Source organism: Demequina lutea (assembly GCF_013409005.1).
Lineage (GTDB): Bacteria > Actinomycetota > Actinomycetes > Actinomycetales > Demequinaceae > Demequina > Demequina lutea.
The window spans coordinates 813853-827512 of sequence record NZ_JACBZO010000001.1 but is presented as its reverse complement, the minus strand read 5'-3'; the positions used below and the strand labels follow the sequence as shown (position 1 = coordinate 827512).

Annotated in this window: 12 protein-coding genes; 4 read left to right on the top strand and 8 right to left on the bottom strand. The window is 66.5% G+C overall.

Going from position 1 to position 13660, the window contains the following annotated elements; translation table 11 throughout:
- Positions 1 to 151 precede the first annotated feature (151 nt).
- The gene (locus tag BKA03_RS04085; protein ID WP_062074526.1) at positions 152 to 991 is read left to right on the top strand and encodes a L,D-transpeptidase; all 840 of its coding nucleotides are present in this window, start codon (positions 152 to 154) and stop codon (positions 989 to 991) included.
- A gap of 31 nt (positions 992 to 1022) precedes the next feature.
- On the opposite strand, the gene BKA03_RS15675 is transcribed toward BKA03_RS04085, so the two are convergent.
- Positions 1023 to 1667 (bottom strand): response regulator transcription factor, encoded by a 645-nt coding sequence (locus BKA03_RS15675; RefSeq protein ID WP_083971326.1) that lies wholly within the window; start codon positions 1665 to 1667, stop codon positions 1023 to 1025.
- Positions 1664 to 3046 (bottom strand): sensor histidine kinase, encoded by a 1383-nt coding sequence (locus tag BKA03_RS04075; RefSeq protein ID WP_062074527.1) that lies wholly within the window; start codon positions 3044 to 3046, stop codon positions 1664 to 1666. The genes BKA03_RS15675 and BKA03_RS04075 overlap by 4 nt, the downstream gene beginning before the upstream one ends.
- A gap of 147 nt (positions 3047 to 3193) precedes the next feature.
- On the opposite strand from BKA03_RS04075, the gene BKA03_RS04070 reads away from it, so the two are divergent.
- Positions 3194 to 3607, top strand: a complete 414-nt coding sequence (locus BKA03_RS04070; RefSeq protein ID WP_062074528.1) for a DUF2510 domain-containing protein — start codon at positions 3194 to 3196, stop codon at positions 3605 to 3607.
- 129 nt (positions 3608 to 3736) lie between these two features.
- On the opposite strand, the gene trpB is transcribed toward BKA03_RS04070, so the two are convergent.
- The 6 genes from trpB to BKA03_RS04040 form a co-directional block, all read right to left on the bottom strand.
- Complete coding sequence (trpB, locus tag BKA03_RS04065; protein ID WP_062074529.1) at positions 3737 to 4966, bottom strand: tryptophan synthase subunit beta; 1230 nt, start codon at positions 4964 to 4966, stop codon at positions 3737 to 3739.
- A 134-nt stretch (positions 4967 to 5100) separates the two neighbouring features.
- Complete coding sequence (locus BKA03_RS04060) at positions 5101 to 6054, bottom strand: L-lactate dehydrogenase (RefSeq protein ID WP_062074530.1); 954 nt, start codon at positions 6052 to 6054, stop codon at positions 5101 to 5103.
- A gap of 79 nt (positions 6055 to 6133) precedes the next feature.
- On the bottom strand, positions 6134 to 8482 hold the full coding sequence (gene pcrA / locus BKA03_RS04055) for a DNA helicase PcrA (RefSeq protein ID WP_062074531.1): 2349 nt from the start codon (positions 8480 to 8482) through the stop codon (positions 6134 to 6136).
- 39 nt (positions 8483 to 8521) lie between these two features.
- Complete coding sequence (locus BKA03_RS04050; RefSeq protein WP_062074532.1) at positions 8522 to 9730, bottom strand: GGDEF domain-containing protein; 1209 nt, start codon at positions 9728 to 9730, stop codon at positions 8522 to 8524.
- Positions 9731 to 9953: 223 nt separating this feature from the next.
- Positions 9954 to 10604: a response regulator gene (locus BKA03_RS04045; protein WP_062074533.1), complete on the bottom strand. Its 651-nt coding sequence runs from the start codon at positions 10602 to 10604 to the stop codon at positions 9954 to 9956.
- A complete protein-coding gene (locus tag BKA03_RS04040; RefSeq protein ID WP_062074534.1) occupies positions 10601 to 11617 on the bottom strand; it encodes a sensor histidine kinase in 1017 nt (338 codons plus the stop codon). The genes BKA03_RS04045 and BKA03_RS04040 overlap by 4 nt, the downstream gene beginning before the upstream one ends.
- Before the next feature lie 171 nt (positions 11618 to 11788).
- Between BKA03_RS04040 and BKA03_RS04035 the strand changes: the two genes are divergently transcribed.
- The gene (locus BKA03_RS04035; protein ID WP_062074535.1) at positions 11789 to 13312 is read left to right on the top strand and encodes a PspC domain-containing protein; all 1524 of its coding nucleotides are present in this window, start codon (positions 11789 to 11791) and stop codon (positions 13310 to 13312) included.
- The gene (locus tag BKA03_RS04030) at positions 13309 to 13656 is read left to right on the top strand and encodes a hypothetical protein (protein WP_062074536.1); all 348 of its coding nucleotides are present in this window, start codon (positions 13309 to 13311) and stop codon (positions 13654 to 13656) included. The genes BKA03_RS04035 and BKA03_RS04030 overlap by 4 nt, the downstream gene beginning before the upstream one ends.
- Positions 13657 to 13660 lie beyond the last annotated feature (4 nt).

Here is a 13660-nt window from a genome sequence, read left to right as displayed (position 1 = left end):
GGTCGCGTGGCCTGGGGGACGATAGACCCAGCCTAATGGCGTTACAGGGGGGGTCGACGACGCCTGTCATTGGGGGCGTGCGCTGAGGGGATGGCCAGGGACACCGTTGCCGAGCGCTGCGGCCTCACCCTTTTCAAGGGAGAATTCATCCATGAAGCCCCGGTTCACGCAAGGCCGCAGTCGCTGGCTCGCTGGCGGCGGCGCGGCCTTGCTCGTGGTGGTGTCCGTTGCGGCGGCCCTCTTCGCGCTCGCCTCGCCTGGCAACCCCGCCCCCGCAGCGCCTCCGACCGCCGCGGCGGTCCCTGCGATTACTGCCACCGGGCTGGCCCCACTTGAGGCCCCCTCGATCAATTCCGGGATCGCGCCTGGCAAGGCCATTCTCACGTCGACGGTTGGCACCTTGGACGTGTTCGACGCGCCGGGAGGCACCGTCACTCGGGGACTGTCTCGGTACACCTACTACTCCAGCCCGCTCACGCTCATGGCCATCGATAAAGGCGAGGCCGACGGCGACACGTGGTACCAGGTGCTGCTGCCGGGCAAGCCAAACGGGCAGACCGGTTGGGTCAGAGCATCGGACGTCACCGTGTCGTCAACCGACACCGTGATTCACGTGTACCTCGCGGAACATGAACTCGACCTGGTGGTCGACGGCACCGTCGCGATGACGGCGCCCGTCGCCGTGGGTGCCCCCGCCACGCCCACGCCGCTTGGCACGTTCTACATCACGGATTCGATCGACCTGTCCACGAACCCGTCGGGAGTGTATGGCTCCTACGCGCTGGGATTGTCGGGCTACTCGGAGGCCCTCGACAGCTTCAAGGGCACGTTGCCGCAGATCGCGATTCACGGCACCTACCTGCCGGAATCCGTCGGCAAATCGGTGTCAAATGGCTGCATCCGCATGAGGAATGACGCGGTCCACAATCTCGCGGCTCGCGTGGGCCTGGGAACACCAGTCATCGTGAGCGCCTCACGAGTCGCGGCGTAGAACCGCAACCGGTGCGTCCAGGCATCGGGAGCTAGTCGCTGCCACCCGGCGCCACAAAGCCGCTCTCATATGCGGCGATGACCGCCTGCGTGCGATCGCGCACGCCCAATTTCATGAGGATCGACGCGACGTGGCTCTTTACGGTCTCGACGGACACGAAGAGTTTTGCGGCGATCTCACCATTCGACAATCCCGTGGCAAGCAGGCGCAAGACGTCCTCCTCCCGTTCGGTGAGGTCGGGAAGCGCGACGTCGTTCGCGGGGCCCGCAAAGCGTTCGATAACGGCCCGCGTTGATGCGGGAAACAGCAAGGACTCACCGGCAGCGACGATGCGTACCGCCTCGATCAACTCGGCGGGAGGCACGCGCTTGAGCACGAAGCCCGCCGCCCCCGCGCGCATCGCCTCGAACACGTACTCGTCGACCTCGAACGTGGTGAGGACCAGCACCTTCGCACCGCTGTCGCCCGCCGTGATTTCGCGAGTGGCGGCCAATCCGTCCAGGTGAGGCATGCGCACGTCCATGAGCACGATGTCCGGCCGATGCTCCGCGACGACCGCGAGCGCTTGACTCCCGTCGCCCGCCTCGGCGACCACTTCCCAGCCCGGCTCCGAACCGACGATCGCCTTGAGTCCCATCCGCACCAAGGGGTCGTCGTCGACGATCACAATTCTCACGGTGCCACCCTCTCACGGAGCGACGCCCACGGCGAGGCGGGATCTGGTGATTCTGCGGCGAGACGGGCATCGAGCGGCAGCAACGCGCGCACGGCGAATCCACCGGCCTCGGCGCCCACTGTGGAGCGTCCCCCGAGCAGTGCGGCCCTGTCCCTGATCCCACTCAGGCCCCGCCTGTTGCGCTTCGCCCAAGGCGTTTGAGGAGTCGGCGGCGCCTGGTTGACCACCTCGAGTCCGAGCGCATCTCCGTCTCGCTCCACCCGCACGCTCACGGGCACACCCGGCGCGTGCCGCGCCGCATTGGTGAGGGCCTCGCGCACGATGGCGAAAGCGGCGCGGCCCACGGTGGCGGGCACAGGCGGCGCATCGATGTGGGCGTCGATCGTCATCCCAGCGGCACGCGACTCCTCGATAAGCCGGCCGAGGTCGCCGACCCCCGCGAGGGGGGCCCGTGTTTCCTGCTGGTCACCCCTGATCGTCGCGATGATGCGATCCAGTTCGCCCATCGCCGCCCGCCCCCGCTCCTCGATATTCCTAAGAGCCTGGCGGGCAAACTCGGGGTCCGACTCGAACACGTGGGCGCCTGCCCCTGCCTGAATGATGTTCATGGTGATCATGTGGCCGATCGAGTCGTGCAGCTCCTGGTCAATGCGCACCTGTTCCTCGGCGATTTCGGCGCGCTCGGTGGCCGCCCTCACCTCTTCACTTGTGCTTGCACCCAGGGCCCACCGCCCAAACACCACGTGGAGAACGGCGAGGCCCCTCACCGACCATGCGAATGCGGGGACCAAGAGAAGCGCCACTGGGGATCCGACAAGCGCCCAGAACGAGAGGATGCCGCTCACGTGGTCGCCAGCACCACCGCCGTACCAGTCCGCCCACCCGAGCCGATACACGGCCGCCTGAACGATGGCGCCGACGACCGAGACTGGCATCAAAACCGCGACAAGCGCGAGCGAGAATCCAAGTGGGCCAAGGACGAGCCGGCCTACGGTCCAGACCGCCACGCGCCACGCGTGACCGTCAAATAGGACGTCCCTACCCCAGCGAGCAAGGGAGCTCCACACGCCGCGTGACTCGTCTCCTCGACCGCCGTCCATCCCGACGGGCCGACGGGCGGGAGGAGCGGGAATTCGCGCGTCGAGCATCGCGTTGGCGAGCCCACGCTCGGACGCGCCGATCCACCGCATCGAGACGTGGGTGAGTACCAGGAGCGGGACGCCGATCCACACGATCACGAGCGAAGCCCCCGTGAAGTACATCGTGATTGCGTAGATGCCCCACAGCAGGCCGAGCGGCAGGCCGAGTAGCAAGTAGGCCGCCTCCCGCCAAAAACGGGCGCGGAAGAGAATCAGCGCGTAGGAGTTGTTTCCGGTCATGACCTCATCGTGCCCGCGAAGAGGTCCCTTGCACCACACCCGCGAGCCGGAAGTTCCCTTCCCCCGTGGGAGTGATGGCCCGGTCGCGCTCCCCGAAGGTGCGACGCGGCCGCCCCAATTGCGCTTGAATGGCGTAGAGGAGGGGACATGACCACACCCGCAGGCTGGTACGACGACCCACACGACCCACGTTTCATCCGCTTTTGGGATGGCTCTCAGTGGAGCGGCAACGTCGCGCCGAAGGTGGCAAACACCGGTGTCGCCGGGTCGCCGGACCGTGACCACGGCCCCTCGAACCCCATGCACTACATCGTGCCGATTGGGCGTTCGTGGCAGTCGGTCCTCGCGCCCTATCTGGGGCTGCTCTCGCTCGCGCCCGTGCCGCTCATCAGCCAGGCGCTCGGCGCCGGCGGGATCGTCTTCGGCATCATCGCCCTTCGGCGGGCCCGTTCTGGCGGTCACGGAACGGGAAGGGCGATCATCGGAATCGTGCTCGGCGCGATCGGCGCGATCGGAAGCGCGATCTTCTTCGCCGTCATGCTCGCCAACCAGGGCAACTAGTCCTCCACGGCGCCGAAGCGGTCTGCGACCGAGGCCGACCACTCCCTGGCGCCGGCGCCCGCTCGGGTGCGCTAAGGAGAAGCGGAAGCGGGCCGGCGCCTCCTCGGCGTCGCCCCAGCCGCCGTTCGCTCAGCTGTCCTGGCCGATGCCCCAGTTCTCGATGACGTAATCCATGTCCTTGTCACCGCGTCCGCTGAGGTTCACCAGCACGGTCCCTGTGCCCATCTCGCGGGCGGTGACCAGGGCGTGCGCGACGGCGTGCGCGCTCTCGAGCGCGGGGATGATGCCCTCCTTGCGGCTCAGCGCGAAGAAGGCATCGCGGCACTCTTCGTCGCTCGCCGTGACGTAGCGCACCCGGCCGGTGTCCTTGAGGTGGCTGTGCTCTGGGCCGACGCCCGGGTAGTCCAGGCCGCTCGCGCAGGAGTACACCGGCGACGGCTGCCCCTCCTCGTCCTGCAGCAGGTAGCACTTGAACCCGTGGATGACGCCCGGCATGCCGTAGGTCATCGTCGCCGCGTTGTCGCCGACGGCCGTCCCGCGGCCGAGCGGTTCGACGCCGATGAGCTCGACCGGGTCGTCGAGGAACGCCGAGAATATGCCGATCGCGTTGGACCCGCCGCCGACGCAGGCCTCGACGACGTCGGGCAGGTTGCCCGTCATCTCGTGGAACTGCTCGCGGGCCTCGATGCCGACGACCTTCTGGAAGTCGCGGACCATCATCGGGAACGGGTGCGGGCCCACGACGGAGCCGATGCAGTAGATCGAGTTTTCGAAGTCGGCAAGGTAGGCCTCGAACGCCGAGTCCACCGCCTCCTTGAGCGTGCGCAGCCCGTGCCTGACAGGGACCACCGTCGCGCCGAGCAGCTGCATGCGGCTGACGTTGGGCGCCTGCTTGGCGATGTCGACCTCGCCCATGTGGATCTCGCACTCGAGGCCGAAGTGGGCGGCCGCGGTCGCGAGCGCGACGCCGTGCTGACCCGCGCCAGTCTCGGCGATGAGCTTCTTCTTGCCCATGTACTTGGCCAGCAGGCCCTCGCCCATGCAGTGGTTGAGCTTGTGCGCGCCGGTGTGGTTGAGGTCCTCGCGCTTGAGGTAGATCTGCGCGCCGCCGTTCTCCAGGGAGAGCGTGCGTGCGTGATAGACAGGCGTCGGGCGACCCTGGAAGTGCGTCCGGATGTAGCGCAGCTCATTGATGAACGCCGCGTCGTTCTCGATCTCGTGATAGGCCTTCGTGATCTCGGCGAACGGGCCCTCGAGTTGCGGCGGGAGGAACTGCCCTCCGTAGGCGCCGAAGAAGCCGTTGTCATCGGGGACGGTCGCGCGGCGGAAGTTCTCACGCGTGCTGGTTTGCTCGCTCATCACACACCTCATCGTGGTCGTTCGTTTAGGGCCGTGATCCCATATTAGGGGCGGGGGTCCGCGCCGGGACCCGTCGCACCGCGGTGGGGCCGCCCCTATGCCACCCGCCGGGCTCGCGCGCAAGCCGAGTACAACTAAACGGCGCCGAAGCGGTCTGCGACCTCTCGGATCGAACGCGCAGAAGCATCCAACGCGGCGCTCTCGGCGGCGTCGAGCGGCACGTCCACACGGTGCTTGACGCCGCTGCGGCCGATGACTGCGGGCAGCGACATGCAGATCTCACCCACGCCGGGGTAGTCGATGAGGGTCGACACGGGAAGCACCCTGTTCTGGTCCTGCAACACGGCCTCGACGATGCGCGCACCCGCCACACCGATCGCGTAGTTCGTCGCTCCCTTGCCCTCGATGATTTTGTACGCCGACTGAAGCACGTCGCGGTGCATGCGCTCGCGCACGTCCTTGGTCATGACGACCTTGCCGGAAGCATCGTGCCACTCGAGTAGCGGCACACCGCCGATGGTCGCGGATGACCACAGTGCCACCTCGGAGTCGCCGTGCTCTCCGGCGATGTAGGCATGCACGTTGGATACGGCCACGCCGCACTCAACCGCCACCTGGTGGCGCAAGCGCGACGAGTCAAGCACCGTACCCGAACCAAACATCTGGGACGGGCTCATCCCCGAGGCCTTGAGGGCCGCATACGTGACCACATCGACGGGATTCGTCACGAGGATGTAGATCGCGTGCGGCGAGACCTCGATCAGCGGAGGGATGATCTTGTCCATCAGGCCGATCGTCGCCTCGGCGAGTTCGAGCCGCGACTGGCCGGGCTGCTGCTTGGCGCCTGCGGTGATCACGATCACGTCGGAATCCGCGCACACCCCGACATCGGAGGACCCGATGACCTTCGCCTCGGGCATGAACTGAATACCCTGTGCGAGGTCGAGAGCCTCTGCCTCGACCTTGGCCGTGTCGATGTCATACAGCGCCACCGTGCGCGCGAAGCCGCGCATCAGGCCCGCGTACGCGAGGGTGGCGCCGACCGCACCTGCGCCGATAACAGAAACCTTGGACGTTCGGGCTTCCATGGAATGTACCTTTCGTGGGGACACGCACAGCGTATCGTCGAGCACGCGGCCACCCTGGGGCAGTCAGCCGCGGTGGTTGCTAGAGTTTTGAGAGGGAATTGAAGCGCAGCACGAGCCGCTTGACCCCTGCGTCACCGAAGTCGACCTTCACGACGGCATTGCGATCCACACCCTCGACGCCCACCACCTTGCCCATGCCGAAGCTGTCGTGATTGACGCGCTCACCCACCTCAAAACCCACGTCTCCCGCGCCCGCGCCAGGGGGACTCGGCGGCACGGAGCGGGTCCGCACGGCACCCGCCGTGCCGTACACGTTGCCGTCGCCACGGTCCTGGTTGCCCCCGTAGGTGCTCGACCACCCGCCGGATCCCCTCTTGTCGGCCCGAGCGCGCAGCGACGACATCGTGGTCTCGGAGCGCCGCCAATCGACAAGTTCCGCGGGAATCTCATCGACGAAGCGCGAAGCGGGCAGGTATTGCGGCGCGCCCCATGCCGCGCGCACGTCGGCACGGGTGAGATAGAGCCGCTCCCTCGCCCTGGTGAGGCCCACGTACGCGAGCCTGCGCTCCTCCTCGAGATCCTTGAGGTCCCCCGACTCGAGCGACCGCATGTGCGGGAAGGTACCGTCCTCGAGACCCACCACGAAGACCACGGGGAATTCGAGTCCCTTGGCGGTGTGCAGCGTCATAAGCGTCACGACTCCGCCGCCGCCATCGGCATCGGGGATCTGGTCGGCGTCGGCCACGAGCGCGACCTTCTCCAGGAAGTCGGCGAGCGTCCCGTCGGGGTTCTCCTCGGAGAACTCCCTTCCCACCGACACGAGCTCCATGATGTTCTCGATGCGGCTCGAGTCCTGCGGGTCCTCGGACGACCTCATGGCGCGCAGCATGCCCGTACGGTCCGCGATCGCGTCGAGAGTCCCCGCGGGACCGTTGTCCGCGGCGAGCGAGCGCAAGTCGTCCATGAGCGCCACAAAGTCCTGGAGTGGCTTGAGCGAGCGCGTGGCGAGGCCAAGCTCGTCGGCCCTGCGCAGCGACGCACCAAAGCTGGGCCCACGCCCGCCCTCGCGCGCGGCAATTCCCGACTGCTCGCGCTGGAAGCGTTCGACGGTGTCGATCGTGGTGTCGCCGATGCCGCGCCTCGGGGTGTTGACGATGCGGCGCGTGGCCACGTCGTCGTCCTCGTTCGCGATCGCGGCGAGGTACGCGAGCATGTCCTTGACTTCCTTGCGCTCATAGAAGCGCGTGCCGCCCACGATCTTGTAGGGAATGTCGGCCCGCATGAGCCGCTCCTCGATCGCGCGCGACTGGGCATTCGCGCGGTACATGATCGCGATATCGGACGGCGCAACCGTCTCGAGGGACGTGAGACGGGCAATCTCGCCCGCGATGAACAGCGCCTCGTCCTGTTCGTTGTCGGCGGCGTAGCCGACGATGCGCTCGCCGTCGCCCGCGTCGGTCCACAGGTTCTTGGCCGGCCTGCCGACGTTGTTTGCGATGACCGCGTTCGCGGCGGAAAGGATGTTCTGGGTGGATCGGTAGTTGCGTTCGAGGCGAATCACCTCGGCGGAGGGATAGTCCTTCTCGAACTCGAGGATGTTGCGAATGTTGGCGCCGCGAAAGGCGTAGATCGACTGATCGGCGTCGCCCACGACGGTGAGGTGACCGGAGTCCCCCACCAGTTCCCTCACCAGCACGTACTGCGCATGGTTCGTGTCCTGGTACTCGTCGACCAACACGTGGCGGAACTGCGCGCGGTAGCGTGCGGCCACGTCGGGGTGGTCCTGCAGCAGGCGCACCGTCTTGACGATGATGTCGTCGAAGTCGACCGCATTCGCGGCCTCGAGCCTGCGCTGATACGCGCCGTAAGCGACGCCCGCCGCATGCTCGATCGAGAACTTGGAGGCCATCGCGGCCGACGCCGCCGCGTCGTCAGGAGAGACGAGTTCATCCTTGTACTTGCCGACGCGGCCAAGCAGGGCCTTGGGCTTGAACTTCTTGGGGTCGAGGTCGAGCTCATTCATCACGAGCTTCATGACCGCCACCGAATCGGCCGAATCGTAGATGGAGAAGCTCGAGCGGAGACCCGCGAGCTCGAAGTCCCTGCGCAGCATGCGCACGCAAGCCGAGTGGAACGTCGACACCCACATCTGGCGAGCCTCGGGGCCGACGAGCGATTGCACCCGCTCCCTCATCTCGCCGGCGGCCTTGTTGGTAAAGGTGATGGCAAGCACCTCATGGGGGCGCGCGCGGCCCGACTCCAAGAGGTGCGCGATGCGGTGAGTCAGGACTCGCGTCTTTCCCGAGCCCGCCCCTGCGAAGATCAGGAGGGCGGGAGCCTCGCTGAGGACCGCCTGCGCCTGTTCAGTATTGAGCCCCTCGATAAGTGGGGAACCGGCGTGTGATTCGAGGCTAAACAGGGCATCCATGGGAGCCCCAGTCTAAGTCCGGGGCGCGCCACGAAGTGCCTACAAGGGGGTCTCGTTCGACAAGGCCCACCGCTCGTAGTCGTCCTGGGCCGGACGCCCCTGGGCGCGGGTGGGTAGGGTCACACCCACGGCAACGACCTTGTCCCTACCCTCTTCCTTGGCGCGGTAGAGCGCGTGGTCGGCGGCGGCGATGCACTCGTCGGGCGTCTGACCGAGGGCCCCCATGGAGGCGCCAATAGAGACCGAGACGGTATGGACGTGTCCGTTGCACCGCTTCTCAATCAGGTTGATCGACCTGCGCAAGCGCTCGAGGATGGGCATCAAGTCTGCGTGTCGAACTCCGGGAATGAGAACGAGGAACTCGTCTCCACCCCACCGACTCACCATGTCCGAGTCCCTGAAGTGATTCCTGAGGGTGTCGGCGACGGCCTGGAGAATCTTGTCTCCGCAGTCGTGCCCAAACTCATCGTTGAGCCCCTTGAAGTGGTCCAGGTCAACGAGCGCGATCGCGTAGTTTCCGCGGCCGCGCTGCGCCCACTCGCCGAGTTGGGTGATGACGGGCCGGCGGTTGTACACGCCTGTGAGCTCGTCGGTGGTGGCTCGCAGCTCGCCATAGCGAGCGGCACCCTCGAGGATCCTTTGCAGCCGAGCGTGCCGGAGCTCGAGCACGCCAACCACCAAGAACAGCAATACGCCCGCCCCGAATTTGTCAACATGTGCTACTTGACGAGCCAGGTCCAGCGGGAGCTCCGCGTCACCACTTCCCTCGGGGTATACAAACTCGCACACCACATACGCCCCGATGACAAAGGCGGACAGCGCGGCCCTCATGTAAGGGAGTTCCTTGGTCACGATCAGGTACGGCATGGCAGCCAACGCGAAGAGAAAACTCTCGAGACTGAGTCCGGCCGAGATCTGTGACACGGTCACGGTAATCCCGATCGTGCTCGCGACGAGCGCCACGACCGATGCCAACATCTCTTTTCCGCTCCAGGCGAAGCCCAAACAGGCGAGAAGGAGGGCCGCCCCTCCGAAGCTCAAAGTCGCGAGCCACATATGACCTTCAGGGGCCTCCACGCGCAAGATGATCGCGGTCGCGAGTGCGCCGGAGGCCGTCATGCCGATGAAGACGAGGCTGATGAGCCGTTCGGCGCGCACACCCGCCGCTCTCGCCGCGGCGACCTGGGCGGGCGTCAGGGGAACGCCCCGCGCACCATCGACGCGCCGCCGCCTCCGCCACCGCTTCATGCACAGCCTCCTTGGCCGCAGACAGTCAACGCTCGTGCGAACCCGTGCGTTTCTCTCTCTATCGGCCCGAACATCCCACGTGAAACGCACGCAGAGCGCCCACAACTGGGGCGCCACGGCAATTATCCCTTTTGCGCGACTTCACACGCACGACATGTGCGGTTTCCCACTCACTTCCTCTTTGTGCAATTCCTCACATTTTCGGGGGCACTGTCAAGGTTTGTCACACAATACGGCGTTGGGCCGCCCATCGCGCGAGCTCGTGGCGGTTCGACAATTGGAGCTTGTGAAGCACCTTTCCCACGTGAGTCTCCACCGTCTTGATGGAGATGAAGAGCTTCTCCCCCACCTCGCGGTACGTGTAGCCGCGCGCGATCAGCCGCATGACCTCTTGCTCGCGCTCGGTCAGGCTGTTGAGGTCTTCGTCCGCATGCGCGACCTCTCCGCCCGCCGCGTTGAAGGCGTCGAGGACAAAACCGGCCAGGCGAGGAGAGAACACCGCATCACCCGAGGCGACTCGCCTCACTGCGTCGGACAGGTCGGGTCCCGAAATCGACTTCGTGACGTAACCCCTTGCGCCGGCGCGCACGACGGCCACCACATCATCGGCCGCATCTGAGACCGACAGCGCGAGAACCTTGGGCGGGGCCGCGCCGCCCAAAATCTCGGCGAGCACATCGAGGGCGCCTCCTCCCGTGCCTCCGGGGAGGTGCACATCGAGGATCACGACGTCCGGCGCGAACTCCTTGATGGCGATGATCGCGGACTCGACATCACGCCCCTCGCCCACCACATCGATGTCGTCCGCGAGGGACTCCCTCACCCCCACCCTGATCACATCGTGGTCGTCAACAATGACTACTCGCACCGTCATCTCTCGTCCTTTCGAGGCATGGTGATCGCCACTTCGGTGCGCGATTGCGGCGCCGAGGAAATGATTGCGGTGCCGCCATGCCTGGCCGCCCGCCCGACGATAGAGTTGCGGATTCCCGCGCGGTCCTCGTCGACGGAAAGCGGGTCGAATCCGGGGCCAGAGTCGCGTACGAAGATTTGGTAGGCGTCGTCGGTGAGTTCGGCGTAGACGCTGATGGGCTCCATTCCGTGGCGGGCGGCGTTCGTGGCCGCCTCGAAGGCCGCCCTCACCGCCGCGCGCAGAGGAACCGTCGTGGGAGCATCGCCGACGCTCACCACCTCAATGGCCACGCCGTGGGTGTCCTCGACCTCCGACATGGCGGCGGCGAGGGCGGTCGCGACAGAGTCGGCCTCCGAGCGGCGATCTTGATATAGGTAGGCGCGCAGGTCTCTCTCCTGTGCCCTCGCAAGCCGCGCCACCGCGTCGGGGTCGTTCGCCTTTGCCCTGATCAGGGTGAGGGTCTGCATGACCGAGTCGTGCAAGTGGGCCGCGATCTCCGCGCGCTCAAATTCGCGCACTCTCTGTTCGCGCTCGACCGCGACCTGCCGGATGAGTCTTGTCCACCATGGGGCAGGAACCAGCGCGAACGCGGCCACCGCGACCACGGGAACGACGATCGCGCGTGTCAAAGGGTGGCCGTGAAAGTCCCATTGCGCGAACCAAATCACCGATCCGATCGCAAGGAGAATACCCACCACGACACGCGCCCATGCATCGCGCGAGAACAGGCTGACGACGTCGGGCCTGCGCGCGTCACTCTGCACCGCGGAATCAAGCGGGCTCCACACCAGGATGAGCGCGATAACGAACACGATCGCTGGGAGCGCCCACGCGGACACCTCATCGAATCCCAGGCGCCGCGCGAGAAGGGCCAGGGCGAGGGCGATCATCATTCCGCCCACAAGCGCGCGCCACCATGTCGATGGGGCCGCCTCTCTCCGGAGCGGCCGTGCCACGCGCGTCGACTCGGTCACGGGTTCATCGTCACACAACACACCCCTCACGCGCCTCGGTCGTGAGGCGGATAGGGATCGAAACGGCTCGGCACAGAAATCAGGGGCGATATCAGGGGGTCCCCTCATAGCGCCACGCCCCAAGGCGGCGAGAGCATGGACTCAGAAGCATCACACCCGGAAGGACCCACGATGACGACACCACCAGAGCAGGCGCCCCAAGAGGCGGCACTGTTTCGCACCATCCGGGAGTGGGGCATCACCCGTGGCGACCACGGAGTCGTCGGCGGCGTGGTCGAGGGCCTGGGCGATCGCATCGGAATGGCACGCGTCCCCGCCCGCATCATCGTGGTCGTTGCTCTTCTTGTTTTGAAGGGTCTCGTCCTCGTGGCCTACGCAGTAGCGTGGGCGCTGTTGCCCGACCGCAAGGGCAACATCATTCTGCAGAACTTTGGTCGCGGCATCCCCAACGTGGGCGCCTTGGTTGGCATTGGGATTCTCACGCTGACGGGGCTCGGCTGGGTCGACAACGGCCCGGGAATCACGTTCCACAACATCCCCTGGGGCGACCCTGGCAACTGGGGCATCGCACGCGTCCTCGTCCTCATCTTTGCCATCTTGGTGCCGCTTATCGTCATCGGTGCAATCGTCGCTGTCGTCGTTGTTCTGTTGCGGCGAAACGGCGCGGCCAAGGGGGCCACGCCCGTAGCCAACCCCGTGTTCGCAGCGCCTCCCGCCAACGGAGCATCGGTCGCTGCATCGAGCCCGGCAGGCTCCGCCGCAACGGCCACCGCGCCTGCCGTGGAGCCCCCGCCGCCCGCTCCATCTGCGGCCGCGGCCATGCCTCCCGCGCGGCAGTGGGCGCCCGTGCCTCCCGCACCACCCGTACCGCCCCGTCGGCCGCAGGTTCCCGGGCCAGGACGCACGTTCTACCTGATGAGTCTCGCGTGGGCGGCCATCGCAGCCGCGGCGGCGGTCTGGATGGACCGAATGGGTCACCTGGCCGTGCACCCCGTGATTGCAGGCTCTGTCATCTTCGCGACGGGCCTCGGCGTGATCGCAATCTTCGTGAGCCTCGCGGGGCGCAAGCTCGGGTTCCTCGGCTTCCTCGCGATCGCGTCACTCCTCCCGCTCGTGATCATCGCGGCGAACGCCAACGAGCTCCGCACGGCCTATGCCGATCACGGGGGGATCACGCCGAACGGCGGCATCACCGCCATGGTCCCCAGCTCGCCGCCGGTCGCCTTTGACCCCACCCTCGCCTTCGACCCCACGTACACGAACGTGTACTTCGACGCCTCGTGCTACCAGGCTGACTGGACAGACACCCACGACTCGACCGCGTACGTGAGCGTTCAACGCCTGAACCTCGCGGCCAACACAGCGGCACCCACGGCACCGACAGCATCCAATGCAGCCACGGCACCCACGGCACCCACGGCGTCCAATGCACCCACGGCACCCACAGACACCAAGGTCGCCGTCACCGCAGAGCTGACCTACGTCACGATCGCGAAGGGCGCCAACGTCACCCTCACCGGCGGCATCAATGCCTCGGCCACTGTCGTATTCGCCGACAAGGGCTTCGTATGTGACTTCCAGCCAGGGACAGACCCGTACATGGAACTCACCAACCCTGGCGCACCCACGATCGACCTGGTCGTCAAGGACGACCATTACGCCAACACCATCGTCATTCAGGAGGTCGCATCATGACCCGTCGCCGCCCCGCCCACCGTCTGACCTCGGCGCTCATCGGCGCGATCGTCGCCGCCGTCGGCGTCCTCACCATCGCGCTACTGTCCGGACGTGAGCTCGACACCGAGCTCATCGCGATCATCGCTCTCGCCGCGGTCGGCGGATGGTTACTCATCACCGCGTTGATCTCGGGCAGGCGACCGCGCTCGGGCGAGTGGGCCGCGCAAGACGACTCCTCCGTATACGCAGGCGGCTTTTCGAGTACCCCACCTGGCGTCGAGACCGGCGCCGCCCCGCTCACGGCGGCAGCCCGGTCGGCGGCAAGCAAAGCCAAGCGCGGGGGCGCCGACGCGCCGTCGTGACCCG